The organism is Paenibacillus stellifer, assembly GCF_000758685.1.
Taxonomy (GTDB): Bacteria; Bacillota; Bacilli; order Paenibacillales; family Paenibacillaceae; genus Paenibacillus_AQ; species Paenibacillus_AQ stellifer.
The window spans coordinates 3,340,443-3,360,256 of the sequence record NZ_CP009286.1 but is presented as its reverse complement, the minus strand read 5'-3'; the positions used below and the strand labels follow the sequence as shown (position 1 = coordinate 3,360,256).

Here is a 19,814-nt window from a genome sequence, read left to right as displayed (position 1 = left end):
TCCTCCTCCCCGGGGGACGGCAACCCATTTCTCGCATTCCCTGCATGTTATGCAGCGGCGGGCCGGGGGTCCGTATGCTTATTAAGCTGACTATCGACCCGCGAACGAGAAATAGATGCAGCTTGTTGTTTACTAACTGGAGGAATCATTCATGGGTATTTTAGTGCAAAAATTCGGCGGCACCTCGCTGTCCACCCCTCAGGCGAGAGAGCATGTCATCCGGCATGTAAAGCGGGAGCTGGAGCACGGTTACAGCCTCGTTATTGTGGTATCCGCCATGGGCCGCCGGGGTGAGCCGTATGCGACGGACACGCTCCTCGACTGGGCCGTTCAGAACGGCGACGCCCTACCCGACCGCGAAAAGGATTTACTGCTGTGCTGCGGTGAAATCATATCGGCAACGACGCTGTGCAGTCTTCTTGTAAGCGAAGGCATCCCTGCCACGGTGCTCACCGGAGCCCAGGCAGGGTTTCTTACGGATAACAGCTACAGCAATGCCCGGATTCTCGATGTGCGGCCCGAACGGATACAGCGCGAGCTGCGCGGCCAGAAGGTTGTCATCGTCACCGGCTTTCAGGGACAGACGGAAGAAGGCGACTTCACAACTCTCGGCCGGGGTGGAAGTGACACCTCCGCTACGGCACTGGGCGCAGCTCTCCGGGCGGATATGGTCGACATTTACACCGACGTCAACGGCATTCTGACCGCCGATCCTCGTATTGTTGAGGACGCGAAGCCGCTGACCTATGTGAGCTACACCGAAATCTGCAACATGGCCTACCAGGGCGCCAAGGTCATTCATCCGCGCGCCGTAGAGATTGCCATGCAGGCTCAGATTCCGGTCCGTGTGCGCTCAACGTTCTCAGACGGCGAAGGAACGCTGGTCACGCATCCGGAAGGGTTTCAGGATATCTCAACCGGCATTGTAGACCGCTATGTTACCGGGATCGCCTATGTCAGCAATATTACACAGATCTCAGTCGATTGCCCGGACGGCAACGGTACAGGGGTTCAGCTTCAAATCTTCAAGAGCATGGCGGATGCCGGCATCAGCGTGGATTTTATTAATGTGACGCCGACAAGCGCCGTCTATACCGTATTTGATTGCAGCTCGGAGAAAGCGATCGCTGCACTTCAGGAAATCGGGCTTCGTCCGAAAAGCCTTTCCGGCTGCGTCAAAGTATCCGTGATCGGGGGCGGCATCAACGGCGTTCCCGGCATTATGGCCCGAATCGTTGAGGCGCTTAGCGCCCATAACATCCAAATCCTGCAATCAGCCGACTCCAACACGACAATCTGGGTTCTGGTCAAGAAGGAAGATATGGTGCAAAGCCTACGCGCGCTGCATTCCAAGTTTGAATTACACCGTTAACAGGAGGAATTCAGAGTGGATTTTGGAAGACTTATTACAGCAATGGTCACTCCTTTCGACAAGGAGGGGGAAATCGACTGGCAGGCAACAGCCGCTCTCGTCGATTACCTGATAGAAGAGCAGAAGTCGGAGGCGCTCGTTGTCTGCGGAACAACCGGCGAGTCACCTACGCTGAGCGATAAAGAGAAGCTGCAGATGTTTTCCTTTGTCCTGGACAAAGCGGCTGGGCGCTGCAAGGTGATCGCAGGCACCGGTTCCAACAGCACCAAGCATTCGATCGAACTTACGAAGGAAGCGGAAGCCATCGGCGTTGACGGCGCTCTGCTGGTCGTTCCCTATTACAACAAGCCGAACCAGGAAGGTCTGTACCGCCATTTCTCGGCGATTGCCGGCGAGACGAAGCTTCCGCTCATTCTCTACAACGTTCCTAGCCGGACGGGCATCTGCATGAGTGCGGAGACGACGCTGCGCCTGTCGCGCATTCCGAACATTGTAGCGACCAAGGAGTGCGCATCGGTCGATCATGTTGCCTTAATCGCCGCTGATTGCCAACCGGACTTCCATGTCTACTCGGGCGACGATTCAGCGGGGCTGCCGATGATGGCGGTCGGGGGACACGGCATTATCAGTGTAGCCAGCCATATCGAAGGCAGACGCATGTCTGAAATGATCAATTCCTTTTTGGAGGGCAATGTTCAGGAAGCGGGCCGGCTGCACAGAGCGCTGTTTCCGGTCTTCAAGGGGCTGTTCGAGTGTCCGCATCCGCTGCCGAATCCTTCGGCGGTCAAGTATGCGCTGGAGCTTAAAGGCGTCAGCGTAGGCTCCGTCCGTCTGCCTCTGATCTCCCCGAATGAGTCGGAGGCCGAATTTATCAAGAAGCTTGTCCTTTGAACTGATCAGATGAATATCATTTTATGAACCGGGTCCTTGAGAAGGGCCTGGTTTTTTTATACATATTTGATATGCTGCATGATTAATGGCTCTCGATCACTAGGTAAAAGGCAGGGAGCTTAATGATGATTGCAGGCGATTATTTCTGAATCATGATTTCGGGGCGGGGAACGCAAGTTTGTCCGCTTCCCGGGGAAGAATATGTCTATCTGATTCCCGCGACTTGTTTTTTGACAAAAATATCATGTATAATGGGTTTAAGTGACTGGGTGCGGTTAAAAATTGAATACGCGGCAATTTTTCCGTTATTGGTTAACGCTCTAAGTCTGTCCGGATGCATGGGCATTTTTTACCATTACTGACGTTTCTTTGTGCAATCGCGAATTGTATGAAGGCGGTGGTGGAGTGCCGTTGTCCGAATAGCAGCTGTCCGCCTACACAGAAGTGTGCTCCCGGGTGCGGAGGACTCTCGTTAAGGTTATTCGTTAGGCCTTTGTAGTTCGTTTTGGCGGATTATTCTGCTATTTCATTGCGCATGGCGCCTGTACAATTGAAGGTCTGTATTTAAATAACATATGACGTCCAACATTAATTTAGGAGGGTTAGATTCATTTGTCCAAAAAAAACAACAACGATAAACTGATGATCTTCGCATTGGGCGGAGTCGGTGAGATCGGAAAAAACATGTACGTAGTCCAATACGGTAACGACATTGTCGTCGTGGATTCGGGATTGAAGTTCCCAGAAGAGGATATGCTCGGCATTGATATCGTTATTCCGGATATTTCCTATTTGACGGAGAACCGCGACAAGGTAAGAGGCATTGTGCTGACACATGGTCACGAAGACCATATCGGAGGCCTGCCTTATGTGCTTAAGCATCTGAACGTTCCGGTATACGGAACGAAGCTCACGCTTGGACTTGTAGAGAATAAGCTTAAGGAAGCCAATCTGCTTGGTGAGACCAAGCGCATTCTGATTCACGAGGATTCGGAAGTCAAGCTCGGAAGCACGCTCGTCGTAACGTTCTTCCGCACGAATCACAGTATTCCGGATTCCGTCGGCGTATGCATCGAGACTCCGGAAGGCAACGTTGTCCATACGGGTGACTTCAAATTCGACCATACCCCAGTCAATGGTCAATTTGCGAACCTGCACCGCATGGCCGAAATCGGACAACGCGGCGTACTGGCACTGATGTCTGACAGTACGAACGCGGAGAAGCCGGGCTTCACGCCTTCGGAGAAGAATGTTGGCGTCGTGCTGGAGGATATTTTCCGCAAAGCCGAGCAACGTGTAGTCGTGGCGACCTTCGCCTCCAACGTTCACCGCATTCAGCAGGTCGTCAATGCTGCGGAGCAGACGGGACGCAAGATTACCGTTATCGGCCGCAGCATGGTCAACGTCGTGTCCATCGCTTCCGAGCTCGGTTATCTGCATATGCCGGATGGCATGCTGATTGAGCCTGAAGAGATGAACCGGATGGCGGCCAACCGCGTCGTCGTTCTCTGCACAGGCAGCCAGGGAGAGCCGATGTCAGCGCTGACACGGATGGCTCGCTCCAGCCATCGCAAGGTGGATATTCTGCCTGGCGATACGGTTATCATCGCGGCTACCCCGGTACCGGGTAACGAGAAATATATTGGCCGCACGATTGACGAGCTATTCCGTCTTGGAGCCGACGTTATCTACAGCGGTTCGAACTCCGGTGTGCACGTATCAGGTCACGGCAGTCAGGAAGAGCTTAAACTGATGCTCAATCTGATGAAACCGAAGTTCTTCATTCCGATTCACGGTGAATACCGCATGCAGCGCAGACATGCGCTTCTGGCGCAATCCGTCGGCGTCGATCCGGACAATATCTTTATCACCGAGCTTGGTGAAGTTGTGGAAATTCAGGGAGGATCGGCTCGCAAAGCCGGCAAGGTAACTTCCGGCAATGTGCTGATCGACGGACTTGGCGTCGGCGATGTCGGCAATATCGTGCTTCGCGACCGCAAACTGCTGTCGCAAGATGGTATCCTGGTCGTCGTAGTAACGCTGAGCAAGCAAAACGGAGCAATCGTCTCCGGTCCCGACATCATTTCCCGCGGATTTGTGTATGTCCGCGAATCGGAGGGGCTGCTTGACGAAGCGAACCGCATCGTATCCAGCACCCTTCAGCGCCTCATGAGCGAGAAGGTGAATGAGTGGGCATCGCTCAAGACGAGCGTCAAGGATTCGCTTGGCCGCTTCCTGTATGAGCAGACCCGCCGGAGACCGATGATTCTGCCAATTATCATGGAAGTGTAATACCTGAGCTACCTCATTTCTAGATAATCAATCGAATAAGCCTTTTCGCCTGGAAATATTGGACGGTTTCCACGGCGGAAAGGCTTTTTGGCGTCTATGGCTGTGCATAGATACGGGGAGAGGAACGTCATACTAACCTGGAGATTCCATTACCCATGCGAAAGGACCGGCCCCGAACCGGCCTGGCAGACAAAGGGAGTGCTGAGCATGAAAGATGATCAAGCAATTGAGACGGTATATGTGAACGAGACGCCCGATCCGGCTACTCAGCCACCCGACGAAGGGATGCAGTCGAATGGAACGGTCGGGATGATGAAGGAATTCGGACAGACGGCTGTTCCAACCGTCGAGCCGGAAATTTACTGCATCACTATAATCGGCCAGATTGAGGGGCATATTATTATGCCGCCGCATAACAAAACGACGAAATATGAGCATATTATCCCGCAGCTTGTTGCTGCCGAGCAGAGCAAGACTGTCAAGGGAATCCTCATCATCCTGAACACCGTCGGCGGAGACGTCGAGGCGGGGCTGGCAATTGCTGAAATGATCGCCTCGTTATCGAAGCCTACGGTAACTGTAGTGGTCGGCGGAGGGCATAGCATCGGCGTTCCTATCGCCGTCTCCTCGAGCTACTCCATCATAGCAGAGAGTGCGACCATGACCATTCATCCGATCCGGATGAACGGGCTGGTCATTGGGGTTCCTCAGACCTTCGAATATATGGAGAAGATGCAGGAACGGGTTGTGCGTTTCGTCACTTCCCACTCCCGGATTTCGCCAGAGCAGTTCAAGGATTTAATGTTCAAGACGGGCGAGCTAAACCGCGATATCGGAACGGCTGTTGGCGGTACGGATGCGGTGTCGTTCGGCTTGATGGATGAAGTCGGAGGGATAGGAACCGCAATGTCGAAATTGAACGAGCTCATTGCCTTCAAGGCCTCCCCGGCCGAAGCGGGAGGACTGACGCAATGATACTATACTCCGTTCTCTCGGCTGAGCAGGTCTGGGAAGGAGCGATTCAAGCGCCGCCATCTTCCCGCGAAGTCGTCGTACAGGGAATTCTGATGCAGGTCGAACCGCTTGATGAAGGCAGGGGGAGAGTAATCCGGCTGCTGAATTGTCCGCTGAACCGCTATCTGGATTCCGGGCTTGCACCAGGGGCCATTATCGACCTCCGGCAGTGATGTAGGACCAAAAACAGAACATAGGTGCGCCACGCCATTATATGGTATAATGTTGTTCCGGGGGTGGCTGGCGTGGCAAAACGGAAAAAACGCAAAAAAAAGAAGGCGCTGCTCGGCAGCGTCTTAAAATACGAAATTTACGGCATTCTGCTTATTACATTCTCGGTGATTGCTCTGTCCGGCGAGGCAGCCGTGGGCAGGTCTCTTTCTAACCTGGCTGGCTACCTGCTTGGCAGATTTTACTTCGTGCTTCCCTTGGTGGGCATCTATTATGGATTGTCAGTCATGATCTTCCGCAAATGGCCCACCAACTGGTCGAGCCGCTATACTGGAGTCTTTCTCCTGGTCCTTTCGCTCTGTCTTATGAGTACCATCTCGACGATGGAACAGAAGCTTGGACCCGTTTCAATGCTGCATCCCGGCAATGTCATTTCACAGACGCAGAAGGATTTGGCCGCTGCTCTGAAACCCGGCGCTGAAAGCGATAGCGTCTACATGCTCGGTAAAGATATCGGAGGCGGTTACGCGGGCGGGCTGACATTCGCTCTGCTGCTAATGCTGTTCGGGACGCTTGGCGCGAAGCTGATCATGATCGTGATGCTGGCGATCAGCTTCATGCTGGTGACGAACCTTTCCTATATCGAGCTGTTCGGTCTTCTGCGCGTCAGGCTGGTGAAGCTGGCCAAGGAGCTGAAGAAGAGAGCGGCCAATCGGCCGAAGGCCGTTCCCATAGCAAGCCGTACATCCGGCGGCAGAGGGAAGGCGCAGCATGTGGAGGCTGAAGAGGATGAGGAAGACGAGGAGGAACAGGAGACGTCGCTGCCAAGCCGCAAGGCTCCTCAATTCTTCGAGCGGCTGATGCAGCGCAAGCCAGCCCGGGAACGTGTAGAATCTAACCCGGAATTGGAGGAAGAGCCTGCGCTTCCGGCTGAAGCCATGCCGATTATGTCGGGATTCACGGCATCTTCGAATGACAACTTTGATGACTTCGAAGATTTTCATCCGGAGGAAGAGGATCTGGAAGAGGTTACGCCGATTATCCGCGATTTCTTCCAGCATATCCGCTCGGAGGGGCTGAGCGAAGAAGAGCGGGAGGAATGGGGCGAGTTCTCGCCTGCGGCCCGCAGCAGCATGCGTACTGGAGATCTGGAGCTGGACACTGGACAGACGCCGAATGATTTCGGCGATCCCGAACTGTCACAAGCGGAGCCTGATGCATTGGCAGCGGAAGTGGGCAGTGTGACGGACGCAGTGTCGACCGGATCTGCCGAGCCGATATCCGGGGCGGAAGAGCCCAAACCGGTGCCGAAGCCAAAGCCGTACAAGCTTCCGCATTTCCGTCTGTTGTCCAAGCCTAACAACGGCGGAAAGGGCAGCGATCAGAATGACTATATGCAGACGGCCCGCAAGCTCGAGGCGACGCTCGAGAGCTTCGGCGTACGCGCCAAGGTTCTTGAGGTCGTACGCGGACCAGCGGTTACCCGCTACGAAATCCAGCCGGATATCGGGGTCAAGGTTAGCCGGATCGTTAATTTGACGGATGACATTGCGTTGGCGCTGGCGGCAAAGGACATCCGGATGGAAGCGCCTATCCCGGGCAAATCCGCGATCGGCATCGAGGTGCCTAATCCGGAGGTATCGTTGGTTACCATGAGAGAAGTGATGGAGACCCCAATTTTCCAGGAGGCAGAATCCAAGCTGACAATCGCCTTCGGACGCGATATTTCGGGCCAGACCATTATCGGCAATCTGGCACGGATGCCCCATCTTCTTGTTGCCGGCGCTACGGGTTCCGGCAAGTCGGTCTGCATCAACGGCATCATCACGAGCATCTTGTACAAGGCGAAGCCGGAAGAAGTCAAATTTCTGATGGTCGACCCCAAGATGGTCGAGCTGAATGTATATAACGGCATTCCACATCTCATGGCTCCTGTGGTTACCGATCCGAAACGCGCCAGCCTGGCCCTTAAGAAGATCGTGGTCGAGATGGAGAAGCGGTACGAGCTGTTCTCCAAATCGGGAACGCGCAATGTGGAAGGCTATAATCAGCTGATGAAGGATAATCCCGCCGCCGTCCTGCCCTACATCGTCGTTATCGTTGACGAGTTGGCCGATTTGATGATGGTCGCCGCGGGCGATGTCGAGGATGCCATATGCCGGCTTGCCCAGATGGCGCGCGCGGCCGGCATTCACCTGATTATCGCTACCCAACGACCGTCCGTAGACGTTATTACCGGCGTTATCAAGGCAAATATCCCGTCCCGTATCGCTTTCGGTGTGTCTTCACAGGTGGACTCCCGGACGATTCTCGATATGGCGGGTGCGGAGAAGCTGCTCGGACGCGGAGATATGCTCTTTATGCCGATGGGTTCCTCCAAGCCGATTCGCGTTCAGGGCGCTTTCATGAGTGATGCGGAAGTGGAAGCGATCGTTCATTATGTCAGCAGCCAGGGCGAAGCGGAATACGATGAGTCGATCGTACCTGAGATTGACGAGATGTCTTCGGAAGCCGAAGAGCCGCAGGACGAACTGTATGATCAAGCAGTTCAGATCGTGCTTGAGGCGAAGCAGGCATCGGTCTCCCTGCTGCAGCGCCGGATGCGCGTTGGATATACCAGAGCTGCGAGGCTGATCGATTCCATGGAGGCACGGGGCGTAATTGGGCCATATGAGGGAAGCAAGCCGCGCGAGGTGCTGATATCGCTTGAGCAATATCAGCAGAACCGGATTAGCTCCTGAGCAGCGGTATAAAGGAGTGGTCAGGCGTTCCTTCTCATCGGAGGGGAACGCCTTTTTGTCGTCCGAAATCAGGAGACATCCTCTTGGAACCACCGTGCCGCCTGCCTCAGTGCTCATCATTGCCTCTCTTGGAGGGAGTGCATAGGATTACCGCCGTGTCGTCATAATAACGGTAGCCATCCATGCAGAACTTACAAGAGAAAGGTAGAGCGAAGCCCAATGAAGAATCAAAAGCTATGGATAATCGCCGTTCTTGCCCTGGTTGTGGCATCGGCGCCGCTGGTGGAACACTTCTCGGCCCCTAAGAGCACCGTTCGTTCAGAGCAGAGGCAGGATGCTTCTTCAGCGGCGGAAGCCACTGATGATTCGGCCATGCCTGTATTCGGAACGACGCCGCTTAAATACGGCGCATCCGGGCAGGATGTATATGAGCTGCAGGGCCGCCTCAAGTATTTGGGTTACTATGACGGCAAAATCGACAGCAGCTTCGGCAGCTCCACGCTGAAATCGGTGAAATGGTTTCAGTGGAAATTCGGGATGGTCGCCGATGGTGTCGTCGGTGCCAAGACGAAGCTGAGATTGTACAATGCCACCAAGGCGTGGCGTCCAACCGAACCTTCTGAGGGAACGGCTACAGCCGGTAAAAATAAGGAGTCCAACAAAACAAATACCGCTGCGGCCGAGCTGTCGTCCGGCAATTCCATGGGACTGTCCGAGAACGATTTAAAGATCATGGCTAATGCTGTGTATGGAGAATCCCGAGGCGAGCCCTTTGAAGGCCAGGTGGCGGTAGCTGCGGTCATTTTGAATCGGGTGAAGTCGCCGAGCTTCCCGAATACGCCGTCGGGGGTAATCTTCCAGCCTGGCGCATTCACAGCAGTAGCGGACGGGCAGATTTATCTGGAACCCAATGAGACTGCCCGGAAGGCCGTGCAGCAGGCTCTGAACGGCTGGGATCCTTCTGGCGGCTGCCTGTATTATTTCAATCCCAAAACCGCAACATCAAAATGGATTTGGTCCCGGCCGCAGGTGAAAACGATCGGCCAGCACATTTTCTGCATGTAAGCCTTAGCCGCTATGCCCGGTTGCTCCGGAATACGCGGCTCCATGGAAGCAACCGGCCGATTCTCCGCCGGTTGCTTCCTTACTTTGGAATGGTTTAGAATGAATACTACTTCATAAACTTGGAATATAGGCATCCCATTCAAGCCGTAAAGGAGTTTTGGACTTGACCAATCACGTGTTCCATCATAGCGACGCAGGCGGCATCCGGATTCATGTTTTGCCGACCAAGACGTTTAAGACTTATGCAGTTTCACTATACGCCGGCATTCCGCTTGCTGAAGAGACGGTAACCCCTACCGCTCTTATTCCCTTTGTGCTGCGCCGCGGAACGGTCAGCTATCCGGAGACGACCCGGTTCCGGGAGCGTCTGGAGGAGCTGTACGGAGCGGGCTTTGGCTTCGATGTATACAAACGGGGAGATTATCAGATCGTTCAGTTCCGTATGGATACGATCAATGACTCCTTCGTGTCTACGAAGGAGAACCTGCTGGAGCAATCCTTCGCTTTTCTGGGTGAAGTGCTGACGAAGCCCGCTCTGGAGAACGGAAGCTTCCGCTCCTCCTATGTGCACACCGAACGCGAGACGGTCCGCAAGAAGCTCGAGTCCATCGTCAATGACAAGATTCGTTACGCTGCCGAACGCTGTATGGAGGAAATGTGCCGGAACGAACCATACCGGCTTAACGCGCTGGGACAGCGCAAAGATTTGGAAGGCATTACGCCGGACTCGTTATATCAGTCATATCAGTCTTGGCTGAACAGTGTGATTCTTGATTTGTATGTGGTCGGAGACACGACTCCGGAGGAAGTGGAGCAACTGGTAACCCGCTATTTCGGACTTGGCAGCCGCAAGGATGCTCCTTACCAGTCTTGCTTCACGCCCAAGACCGTGTCCGAGGTTAAGACCATCGAAGAAGTGATGGAGGTCGGACAGGGCAAGCTCAACATGGGGCTGCGCACCTCAATTACTTACGGCGATGACAGCTACGCCCACATGCTGATGTATAACGGGATTCTTGGAGGCTACCCGCATTCCAAGCTGTTCGTGAATGTGCGCGAGAAGGAGAGCCTCGCCTATTATGCGTCCTCCCGTTACGACGGCCACAAGGGCATCGCGACGATTCAGTCGGGCATCGAAATTCCGAACTACGCCAAAGCAGTTGACATCATTCGCAAGCAGCTCGAGGATATTAAGGACGGCCAGATCAGCGAACTGGAGCTGATTCAGACGAAGGCTATGATTCGCAATCTGTTGTCTGAGATTCAGGACTCCGCTTTTGAAATGATTTCGTATGACTTTAACCGTCAGCTGTCCGGGAAAGACCGGAGCACCGAGGAACTGATGCAGCAGATTGAAGCTACCGGTGCGGAGGACGTGAAGCGGGCCGCCGAAACGGTCCAGTTGGATACGATTTATTTCCTGACAGGGCAGAAGGAGGAATAGCGGATGGAACAGATCCATTACGAACGGCTCCAGGAGACGCTGTATGCGGAAGAGCTGGATAACGGACTGAAGGTATTCGTGCTGCCAAAGCCGGATTTCAAGAAGACTTATGCTACATTTGCAACCAACTACGGTTCGATTGATAATCACTTTAAGGTAGCGGGCGGAGAGGAAATCTCGGTTCCTGATGGCATCGCCCATTTTCTGGAGCATAAAATGTTCGAAGAGCCGGAAGGCGATATTTTTGCGACTTTTGCCTCCAACGGAGCGTCAGCCAACGCTTTTACAAGCTTTGAGCAGACCGTATACTTATTCTCCGCGACGGAGAAGATTGAGACCAATTTAGAGACACTGATCGATTTCGTGCAGCGGCCTTATTTCACCGATCAGAACGTCGAGAAGGAAAAAGGGATTATAGGCCAGGAGATCAACATGTATGCCGATAATCCGGATTGGCGGGTGTACTTCGGATTAATCGAAGCGATGTATTCGGTCAACCCGGTACGGATCGATATCGCAGGCACGGTGGAATCGATCTCCACGATCACCAAAGAGACGCTGTACACCTGCTACAACGCGTTCTATCACCCGAGCAACATGCTGCTGTTTATCGTGGGAGGCGTTGATCCCCAAGCGGTTCTGGACCTGGTTCGTAGCAATCAGGCGCGCAAAGCGTATGAGACTCAGGGCGAAATTGATCGTATTTTTGCAAAAGAGCCTGTGGAGGTCGGCCAGACGCGATTGGAGAACAAGCTGCCTGTATCGATGCCCAAATGTCTGTTCGGATTTAAGGAACGGGAAGCCGGCCTGACCGGAAAAGATGCTGTCCGCAGGGATCTCACCACCAAGCTGATGCTTGACCTGCTTCTTGGCAGCAGTACATCCCTGTATCAGAAGCTGTACGATGAAGAGCTGATTACCGACAGCTTCGGCCATGAATACAACAGCTCCCCGCAGTATGCATTCTCAGCGATCGGCGGCGATACGAAGGACCCCGAGCTTCTTCTTAAGCGAATCCGGGAGGAGATTGAGCCGCTGCTTGTGTCCGGGTTCAATGAATCCGATTTTATTCGGGCCCGCAACAAGAAGATCGGCGGTTATTTGCGGATGCTGAACTCCCCCGAGAGCATTGCGCATGAATTTACGCGCTATCAGTTCAGGGGCGGAGATTTCTTCGACGTGCTGCCGCAGTATGAATCGATCACGCTCGAGGAAGTCAACGAACGCTTGCTTTCACACATCGACTGGAATCAGCTGGCGGTATCTGTGGTGGTGAATCCTTAGTGAATGGCCTGGGAGGAATCGGCAAGCCGCTTGGAGAAACGACAGTGCTGGTAACGGGAGGAAGCGGGGGAATCGGCGGAGCGATCGTCGAACGCTTTGCCTCGGCAAGGATGAAGGTTGTCGTCCACTATATGAATTCACACGAAGCGGCCAATGAGGTTGCCAGAAAGTGCATGGAAGCCGGAGCGCAGGTGATGACGGTGTCGGCCGACCTTCGGGATAAAAGCCAGCTGCTGCGCATGGCCGAAAGGCTTGAAGCGAACGGCATGCAGCCGGATATTCTGGTCAACAACGCGGGCAGATCCCACTATGGAATGCTCGCCGACCTTTCCGAAGAAGAATGGGATGACGTAATGGCGGTCAATTTAAAAGGCACATTTCTGTGCAGTCAGATTTTCATGCCCTATATGGTGTCGCAGCGCTATGGCCGGATTATCAATGTATCCTCCGTATGGGGGATTTCGGGGGCTTCCTGCGAGGTCGCTTATTCAGCCAGCAAAGGAGGGGTCAATGCTTTTACAAAGGCTCTGGCCCGCGAGCTAGCTCCTTCGGGAGTTACGGTTAACGCGGTGGCTCCCGGAGCCGTCCGGACTTCAATGCTGGATAATCTGGCTGAGGATGAAGTGCGGATGCTGGAGGAGGAAATTCCGGCCGGGCGATTGGCGCTTCCGGATGAAATTTCCTCGCTGGTGTATTTTTTGGCGCTGCCTGAGTCGGGATATATCAACGGCCAGATTATTAGCCCGAACGGTGGATGGATTACCTGATGTTACCGAACTCACCCGGGATTACGGATGCTTCTTGAGGGCATTATAAAGCTGTTGCTTATAAATCTTAAATTTGTAGACAGGCGCTTCAACAGCATCGCGCCGGTCCAATCACGAAGGAGGATTTCATATGTCAACAGAATCAACTGTCATCAAGAACTACGATACCTGGAAGAGATTTTTGGGTGAACGGGTCATTCAGGCCGAAAAAGTCGGCATGAGCGAGGACACCATTTCCAAGCTGGCTTACGAAATCGGGGAATTCCTCGATAAGAAAGTCGACCCGCAGAACGCTTCGAACCGGGCGATCAAGGAGCTGTGGGATGTGGGCGACGAAAGTCAGCGCCAGACCATCGCTTCCCTTATGGTGAAGCTGGCGAAGCAAAACGCATAACCTGCGGAGAGCTCCCCTTTGGGGAGCTTTTCTATGCGGTGAGAACGCTTCTGGGTATTACTTCTAGATCTAATCCGGGCTTTGACCTTGCCTTTCAATTTCTTTTTATATATCATTAACATGACCCGTGTAACGGAGAGGCTTGTCGGATCATGTGGAATTCCGGCAAACGGCGGAAGAAGCGTCAATTCACAATACGAGGTGTAGAAGTTGGAATACAAACAGTGGTACATGGAATACAAGATACATAAGAATCGGCCCGGGCTTCTTGGAGACATCGCCTCCATGCTCGGGATGCTTGAGGTCAACATCCTGACCATCAACGGCGTGGAAGGCAAGACGCGGGGAATGCTGCTTGAAACGGATGACGACGAGAAGATCAGCCTTATGGGCGACATGCTCAAGAAGGTGGAGAATATTACGGTTACCGCCCTGCGCGCTCCGCGGCTGGTTGATATTTTGGCTGTCCGTCACGGCCGCTATATCGACAGGGACTCCGATGACCGGAAGACATTCCGGTTCACCCGCGACGAGCTTGGTCTTCTTGTCGATTTTCTCGGGGAACTGTTCAAGCGCGAAGGCAGCCAGGTTATCGGTCTCCGGGGCATGCCGAGAGTCGGCAAGACGGAATCGATCATCGCCGGCAGCGTGTGCGCCATGAAGCGTTGGACCTTTGTCTCTTCGACCATGCTTCGTCAGACGGTGCGCAGCCAATTGGCTGAGGATGAGATGAACCCGCATAATGTGTTTATCATCGACGGTATCGTCAGCACCATCCGATCCAATGAGAAGCATTACAATCTCCTGAAAGAGATTATGGCTATGCCGAGTGTGAAGGTCATCGAGCACCCCGATATTTTTGTGCGGGAATCTGAATATACGTACGACGACTTTGACATTCTGATCGAGCTTCGCAACACGCCGAGTGAGGAAATTGTATACGATACTTTTACCGGCAGCTACAGCGACGATCTGTAACAACATATACAACGAGGAGGTCATAGCATGTCGGAACTGGGCCGGCAGTTGAAAGAGGCTCGTCTGCAGAAAGGCATGAGTCTTGACGATGTTCAAGAGGTTACGAAAATTCGCAAAAAATATCTCGAAGCGATCGAGGCGGGAGATTACAAGGTGCTCCCCGGAAGCTTCTATGTCCGTGCATTTATCAAGACATACGCGGAGGCGGTCGGCCTCAATCCTGACGAGTTGATGCAGGAGCCGGGAAGCGTTCCCGCGCCTGTACAGGAGTCGTCTACTATGGAGTCTGTGCTTCAGAGCCGAAGCCGCAGACCCGAGAGCGGACGGAATCCGAAATGGCTGCCGACGCTACTGATGTGGATTTTTCCCGTACTGATTGTAGTGGTCATTTATATGTATGCTTCCGATTGGGGCAAATCGAACGACAAGCAGACGGACGTGAGCCCGATTACCACCAGTACGCAGATGCCTTCACCTGTAGCGGCTTCGGCCGGCGCAGGCGGGGCGACGCCTTCTCCTTCGGCCGGAGCTGCAGGGGAATCTGCGGTTCCGTCGGGAGAAGTCTCTCCTTCGCCATCGCCGTCGGTATCTCCGTCACCTGACGCGGGCAGCGGCGCAGTGGTTCAGGACGGCAAATCCGGCAAAACCACGATATTCAAGGTGTCAGGGGCGAATCCGCAGGTGGTTATAACCGCTAGCGGCAAGAGCTGGCTTGAAGTATATCGCGGCACGAATTCACAGGGCGAGAAGCTCAGCTATGGAAGCACCGAAGCCGGAGATACGCTGAATTTTACACTCGACAGCCAGGGCATGTATATCAAGTCGGGATACTCTCCCGCGACCCAGATCACGGTTAACGGCCAGCCGGTTACGGACGGCAAATCGACGTCCCGTATTTTGCTGAAGCTGGATGACGGTTCGTCGACCGAAGGCTCAGGCACTACCGGCGATACCGGTACGGATGGCACTCAGGATGCCGGAAACACTACCGGCCAATAAAGGCTGAAGTGTTGTATAGACTTAGCAGAGATGGAGAACCTATTAATGTCTAGCAGTTCATCCATTGAAGCGAGGTGTACAATCGATGACGGTCAGTTGGATCGTAACCGGACTTGGGATCATTGTTAGTCTGCTCGGTTATTATTTGACACCCAGTGCTTGGGGTTACGGAATATTGGGGTTCGGCCTGGCGCATATCGTTCTGGGCGTTCTGGATATGTTCCGTGCCCCGGCCCGGAGCAGATAACGGAGCTATACAGCTTCATGTTTGACAGCAGCACGCCTCCCGGGCAAGGGTGAAACACCCCTTGTGGGAGGCTTGTTTGTTATATAGCGGACAAATGGAAACAGGGCGGTTAGACTTGTCCGCCGCTTTTTCATATAATATAAGCTGAAACTTGTAGCAAAGGGCGTGAAACGATGGCTTCGGAAAGCTCATTCGACATTGTATCCAAAATGGACATTCAGGAATTAACCAACGCGATCCATCAGACGGAGAAAGAGATCCAGAACCGCTTCGACTTCAAAGGCACCAAGAGCAACCTCAAGCTGGAAAAGGACGCGTTGATTATCGTATCGGACGACGAGTATAAGCTGAATGCGGTAATCGATATTTTGCAATCCAAAATGGTGAAGAGAGGAATTACCCTGAAGAACCTGGATTTCGGCAAAATCGAGCCGGCGGCGCTTGGCACGGTACGCCAGCGGCTAGGATTGAAGCAGGGGATCGATCAGGAGAACGCCAAGAAGATCAACGTGCTCATCCGCGATTCCAAGCTTAAGGTCAAGAGCCAGATCCAGGGCGACCAGATCCGGGTCACGGGCAAGAGCCGCGACGATCTGCAGCAGATCATCAAACTTCTCAACAATGCGGATCTTCCGCTGGACCTGCAGTATACCAATATGAAATGACCCCTTTATCCCCGCAGATGACCTGAAGCCAGCAGGCTCTGCGGGGTTCTGCGTGTTTTTGACAGCGCAAATGCGGCTATATTATACTTGTTGAGATAATGTGGATAGGGATTGGGATTAAGGCTTAGGGCTTTCATTATTGGGGGATGACCATGACAGAAAAAATCAACATCGTAACGCTCGGATGCGAGAAGAATCTGGTCGACTCGGAAATTATGTCCGGGTTGGTTCATGAACGCGGATACACGCTCGTGGAGGAGAAGGAAGAGGCAACAGTCATTATCGTAAATACTTGCGGCTTTATCGATGCGGCGAAGGAAGAATCGGTCAATACGATTCTGGAGCTAGCGGAGCTGAAGGAGAGCGGCAATCTAAAAGCGCTGATCGTTTCTGGCTGCCTGACGCAGCGGTACAAGGCCGAGCTGATGGAGGAAATGCCGGAAATCGATGGGATTGTGGGCACCGGCGACTTCCATAACATCGTGCAGATTGTGGATGAAGCTGTCAGAGGCCGGCGTCCGGTATGGGTCGGCAATCCGGTATTCAATTATGAAGAGGCGCTTCCCCGCAAGGTGTCGACACCGCGTTTCACGACTTATGTGAAGATTGCGGAGGGATGCGACAACAACTGTACCTTCTGCAGCATTCCTATCATGCGGGGGGCATTCCGCAGCCGCACCATGGAATCCGTTGTTTCGGAGGTGCAGACACTGGCTTCGCAAGGCGTTAAGGAAGTCAGCCTTATCGCTCAGGATTCCACCAATTACGGGACAGACTTGTACGGCGAGTTCAAGCTTCCCGAGCTTTTGAACCGGGTAAGCGAAGTAGAAGGAATCGAATGGGTCCGGCTTCATTATGCATATCCCGGCTTTTTTACCGAAGAGCTGATCAAGACGATGGCATCCAACCCGAAAATCTGCAAGTATGTGGACATGCCGCTGCAGCACAGCGAAGACTCCATTCTGAAGCGGATGCGCAGGCCGGGCAGGCAGCGCGATACACGCGAACTCGTTGCGCGCATTCGGGAATATATTCCGGAAGTCTCTCTGCGCACCTCGCTGATCGTCGGATTTCCCGGGGAGACAGAAGAGGATTTCCAGCGTCTTTGCGACTTTGTGAGTGAAATCGGCTTTGACCGGCTCGGCGTATTTACATATTCCATGGAAGAAGGAACGCCGGCCTCCCGACTGCCGAACCAGGTGCCGGAGGACGTGAAGGAATGGCGGGCCAATACTTTGATGGAGCTGCAGCGGGAAGTAACGAAGAATCGTGGCAGCCGGTTTGTGGGACAGGTTCTGGACGTTCTGGTGGAACGTTACGACGGACGCAGCGATGTGTATGTGGGCCGTTCGCAGTACGACGCACCGGAGATTGACGGAGAGGTGTTTGTCAAGGGCAGCAATCTCGGCATTGGGGAAATGACGAAGGTCCGGATCACCCACGCTTTTGAATATGATTTGTCAGGGGAGGAACTTCAGTGAATTTACCCAACCGCATTACATTAGCCCGCATCTGTTTGATTCCCATCATGATGTTTTTTCTGCTGGTCGATCTCAATATTTACCCGGAGCCGCTGCATTGGGGTTCGTTTCAGCTTCCGGTGAACCATCTGATCGCTGCCGTTATCTTTTTGCTCGCGGCCAGCACAGATGGCATCGACGGATATATCGCCCGTAAATATAATATGGTGACCAATCTTGGCAAGCTGCTCGATCCGCTGGCGGATAAGCTGCTTGTTACGGCTGTTCTGATCTCGCTCGTTGAACTGGGAAGATGCGATTCCTGGATCGCCATCGTCATCATCAGCCGTGAATTTGCTGTGACCGGACTCCGGCAGGTCGCGCTGCTCGACGGCAAAGTTGTCGCGGCCAGCAAATGGGGAAAGGCGAAGACGGTTTTGCAGATCGTTGCGATCTCGCTGCTGCTCCTTAACAATTTCCCGCTCGAGTTCGTGGGCATCCCTTTTGACACGATCGCCATTTGGGCCGCGGCGCTTATTACGATCTACTCGGGAATCGATTATTTTGTGAAGAACAAGGATCTGCTTCAATCGCACCATGCCTGATTCAAATCAGACAGCAAGCTTACAACCACCTGAAGCAAGGCTGAATCGGGGCAGCGGGACCGGATCCTGACTGCCCTGTTCTTATACGCCAGTATTGGCGGTTGATCATAGGAGGCGAAAGGTATGAAAGCAGAAATCATTGCGGTCGGCACCGAGCTGCTGCTGGGTCAAATTGTGAACAGCAACGCCCAGTTCCTCTCCGTTGAGCTTGCCGCACTCGGAATTGATGTCTATTTCCAAACTGTCGTTGGGGATAACAGCAGCCGGCTGCAGCAGGCCATAGAAATTGCCAAAACACGGGCGGATCTTATTCTGTTTACAGGCGGAATCGGGCCGACGGAGGACGATCTGACGAAGGATGCGCTGGCTGCATCCCTGGGCCGGGGACTCTATCTCGACCCTGTGGCGATGAGCCATGTGGAGCGCTTCTTCAGTGAGCGCGGGGTCAGCATGACAGAGAACAATCGCAAGCAGGCACTGGTCATTGACGATTCGACTCCGCTGCACAATGAGTCCGGACTGGCGGTAGGGGTAGCCCTGAAGGATCAGAATACATACTATGTCGTTCTGCCCGGCCCGCCTCGGGAGATGAAGCCCATGTTCGCGAACAAAGCGAAACCGTGGCTGCTTCAGCATGCTCTGACCGAAGAAATGCCGCTGTATTCCAAAATGCTCAAGTTCGCCGGAATCGGGGAATCGCTGCTTGAAGACAAGTTGATCAACCTGATTCATGGTCAGAATGATCCCACCCTTGCTCCATACGCCAAGGAAGGCGAGGTCACGGTCCGGATTTCGACCAAGGCGCCTTCTCAGAATGAGGCAATGGCGAAGCTGGATGCGCTGCAAGAGAAGATCCGGAATATACTTCCGGAGCATCTGTACGCCGATACCGACGTTCCGCTCGAACAGGTACTGGTGGAATGGATGGCGAATGCCGGAATTACGGTCAGCTGCGCCGAGAGCTGTACTGGGGGCATGCTCATGGAAAGCCTGACCAGCATTCCCGGCAGCTCATCGGTTTTTCAGGGAGGCATTGTGTGCTATTCCAATGAAATGAAGATGAAGCTGCTGAATGTTCCGCAGAATTATCTCGAAGGGGAGGAAGCTCCGGGAGCAGTCAGCCGTGAGGTGGCCCAGGCTCTGGCGGAGCAGGTCCGTACAATTGTGGACAGCGATTTCGGCCTGTCGGTAACCGGTGTCGCAGGACCGGGCCATTCGGAGCGGAAGCCGGTTGGCCTTGTCTATATCGGAATCGCAGAGCGAAACGGCAGAACGGATGTGTTCGAGCTAAGGCTGAGAGGCGACCGGCAGAACATCCGGGTCAACTCTGTCAAGGCGATCCTGTACCGTCTGTGGCGCCGGCTTGTGGAACGCGGGTAAGTTAATCCGTATGGCAGCTCAGGCTGCAGGCTTGAAATGATTCCT

The 19,814-nt window shown here is 53.7% G+C and carries 18 protein-coding genes; all 18 read left to right on the top strand.

Annotation, left to right across the window (positions count from 1 at the left end; all coding sequences use genetic code 11):
• Window positions 1-151 precede the first annotated feature (151 nt).
• The 18 genes from dapG to PSTEL_RS15390 all read left to right on the top strand — a co-directional run bounded on the left by dapG (window position 152) and on the right by PSTEL_RS15390 (window position 19,769).
• Window positions 152-1,372 (top strand): aspartate kinase, encoded by a 1,221-nt coding sequence (dapG, locus tag PSTEL_RS15470; RefSeq protein WP_038696637.1) that lies wholly within the window; start codon window positions 152-154, stop codon window positions 1,370-1,372.
• A gap of 15 nt (window positions 1,373-1,387) precedes the next feature.
• Window positions 1,388-2,263, top strand: a complete 876-nt coding sequence (gene dapA / locus PSTEL_RS15465; protein WP_038696636.1) for a 4-hydroxy-tetrahydrodipicolinate synthase — start codon at window positions 1,388-1,390, stop codon at window positions 2,261-2,263.
• Window positions 2,264-2,875: 612 nt separating this feature from the next.
• Window positions 2,876-4,555: a ribonuclease J gene (locus tag PSTEL_RS15460; protein ID WP_038696634.1), complete on the top strand. Its 1,680-nt coding sequence runs from the start codon at window positions 2,876-2,878 to the stop codon at window positions 4,553-4,555.
• A gap of 207 nt (window positions 4,556-4,762) precedes the next feature.
• Window positions 4,763-5,530: a ClpP family protease gene (locus PSTEL_RS15455; protein WP_038696632.1), complete on the top strand. Its 768-nt coding sequence runs from the start codon at window positions 4,763-4,765 to the stop codon at window positions 5,528-5,530.
• The gene (locus PSTEL_RS15450) at window positions 5,527-5,742 is read left to right on the top strand and encodes a YlzJ-like family protein (RefSeq protein WP_038696630.1); all 216 of its coding nucleotides are present in this window, start codon (window positions 5,527-5,529) and stop codon (window positions 5,740-5,742) included. The genes PSTEL_RS15455 and PSTEL_RS15450 overlap by 4 nt, the downstream gene beginning before the upstream one ends.
• Before the next feature lie 72 nt (window positions 5,743-5,814).
• Window positions 5,815-8,481 carry an FtsK/SpoIIIE family DNA translocase gene (locus PSTEL_RS15445; protein WP_038696628.1) on the top strand — a complete coding sequence of 889 codons (2,667 nt, stop codon included), beginning with the start codon at window positions 5,815-5,817 and terminating at the stop codon, window positions 8,479-8,481.
• 219 nt (window positions 8,482-8,700) lie between these two features.
• On the top strand, window positions 8,701-9,546 hold the full coding sequence (gene sleB, locus PSTEL_RS15440) for a spore cortex-lytic enzyme (protein WP_038696626.1): 846 nt from the start codon (window positions 8,701-8,703) through the stop codon (window positions 9,544-9,546).
• Window positions 9,547-9,709: 163 nt separating this feature from the next.
• Window positions 9,710-10,990 carry an EF-P 5-aminopentanol modification-associated protein YfmF gene (gene yfmF, locus PSTEL_RS15435; protein WP_038696624.1) on the top strand — a complete coding sequence of 427 codons (1,281 nt, stop codon included), beginning with the start codon at window positions 9,710-9,712 and terminating at the stop codon, window positions 10,988-10,990.
• A gap of 3 nt (window positions 10,991-10,993) precedes the next feature.
• Window positions 10,994-12,274, top strand: coding sequence for an EF-P 5-aminopentanol modification-associated protein YfmH (gene yfmH / locus PSTEL_RS15430; protein ID WP_038696622.1), 1,281 nt, complete (start codon window positions 10,994-10,996; stop codon window positions 12,272-12,274).
• Between the two features lie 8 nt (window positions 12,275-12,282).
• Complete coding sequence (ymfI, locus tag PSTEL_RS15425; RefSeq protein WP_425415279.1) at window positions 12,283-13,041, top strand: elongation factor P 5-aminopentanone reductase; 759 nt, start codon at window positions 12,283-12,285, stop codon at window positions 13,039-13,041.
• Between the two features lie 130 nt (window positions 13,042-13,171).
• On the top strand, window positions 13,172-13,435 hold the full coding sequence (locus PSTEL_RS15420; RefSeq protein WP_038696618.1) for a DUF3243 domain-containing protein: 264 nt from the start codon (window positions 13,172-13,174) through the stop codon (window positions 13,433-13,435).
• A gap of 210 nt (window positions 13,436-13,645) precedes the next feature.
• On the top strand, window positions 13,646-14,413 hold the full coding sequence (locus tag PSTEL_RS15415) for a DUF3388 domain-containing protein (RefSeq protein WP_038696616.1): 768 nt from the start codon (window positions 13,646-13,648) through the stop codon (window positions 14,411-14,413).
• A 27-nt stretch (window positions 14,414-14,440) separates the two neighbouring features.
• The gene (locus tag PSTEL_RS15410; RefSeq protein ID WP_038696614.1) at window positions 14,441-15,412 is read left to right on the top strand and encodes a RodZ domain-containing protein; all 972 of its coding nucleotides are present in this window, start codon (window positions 14,441-14,443) and stop codon (window positions 15,410-15,412) included.
• A gap of 85 nt (window positions 15,413-15,497) precedes the next feature.
• Window positions 15,498-15,659, top strand: coding sequence for a hypothetical protein (locus PSTEL_RS27985; protein ID WP_169744588.1), 162 nt, complete (start codon window positions 15,498-15,500; stop codon window positions 15,657-15,659).
• Between the two features lie 173 nt (window positions 15,660-15,832).
• On the top strand, window positions 15,833-16,324 hold the full coding sequence (locus PSTEL_RS15405; RefSeq protein ID WP_038696612.1) for a YajQ family cyclic di-GMP-binding protein: 492 nt from the start codon (window positions 15,833-15,835) through the stop codon (window positions 16,322-16,324).
• 152 nt (window positions 16,325-16,476) lie between these two features.
• Window positions 16,477-17,805 carry a 30S ribosomal protein S12 methylthiotransferase RimO gene (gene rimO / locus PSTEL_RS15400; protein ID WP_038696610.1) on the top strand — a complete coding sequence of 443 codons (1,329 nt, stop codon included), beginning with the start codon at window positions 16,477-16,479 and terminating at the stop codon, window positions 17,803-17,805.
• On the top strand, window positions 17,802-18,389 hold the full coding sequence (gene pgsA, locus PSTEL_RS15395) for a CDP-diacylglycerol--glycerol-3-phosphate 3-phosphatidyltransferase (protein ID WP_038696608.1): 588 nt from the start codon (window positions 17,802-17,804) through the stop codon (window positions 18,387-18,389). The genes rimO and pgsA overlap by 4 nt, the downstream gene beginning before the upstream one ends.
• A gap of 123 nt (window positions 18,390-18,512) precedes the next feature.
• A complete protein-coding gene (locus PSTEL_RS15390; protein ID WP_038696606.1) occupies window positions 18,513-19,769 on the top strand; it encodes a competence/damage-inducible protein A in 1,257 nt (418 codons plus the stop codon).
• Window positions 19,770-19,814 lie beyond the last annotated feature (45 nt).

Coding starts and splice junctions, on each gene's coding strand:
- dapG (WP_038696637.1), top strand. CDS start 152: ATGGGTATTTTAGTGCAAAAATTCGGCGGCACCTCGCTGTCCACCCCT.
- PSTEL_RS15455 (WP_038696632.1), top strand. CDS start 4,763: ATGAAAGATGATCAAGCAATTGAGACGGTATATGTGAACGAGACGCCC.
- PSTEL_RS15450 (WP_038696630.1), top strand. CDS start 5,527: ATGATACTATACTCCGTTCTCTCGGCTGAGCAGGTCTGGGAAGGAGCG.
- sleB (WP_038696626.1), top strand. CDS start 8,701: ATGAAGAATCAAAAGCTATGGATAATCGCCGTTCTTGCCCTGGTTGTG.
- yfmH (WP_038696622.1), top strand. CDS start 10,994: ATGGAACAGATCCATTACGAACGGCTCCAGGAGACGCTGTATGCGGAA.
- PSTEL_RS15420 (WP_038696618.1), top strand. CDS start 13,172: ATGTCAACAGAATCAACTGTCATCAAGAACTACGATACCTGGAAGAGA.
- PSTEL_RS15410 (WP_038696614.1), top strand. CDS start 14,441: ATGTCGGAACTGGGCCGGCAGTTGAAAGAGGCTCGTCTGCAGAAAGGC.
- PSTEL_RS27985 (WP_169744588.1), top strand. CDS start 15,498: ATGACGGTCAGTTGGATCGTAACCGGACTTGGGATCATTGTTAGTCTG.
- PSTEL_RS15405 (WP_038696612.1), top strand. CDS start 15,833: ATGGCTTCGGAAAGCTCATTCGACATTGTATCCAAAATGGACATTCAG.
- rimO (WP_038696610.1), top strand. CDS start 16,477: ATGACAGAAAAAATCAACATCGTAACGCTCGGATGCGAGAAGAATCTG.
- PSTEL_RS15390 (WP_038696606.1), top strand. CDS start 18,513: ATGAAAGCAGAAATCATTGCGGTCGGCACCGAGCTGCTGCTGGGTCAA.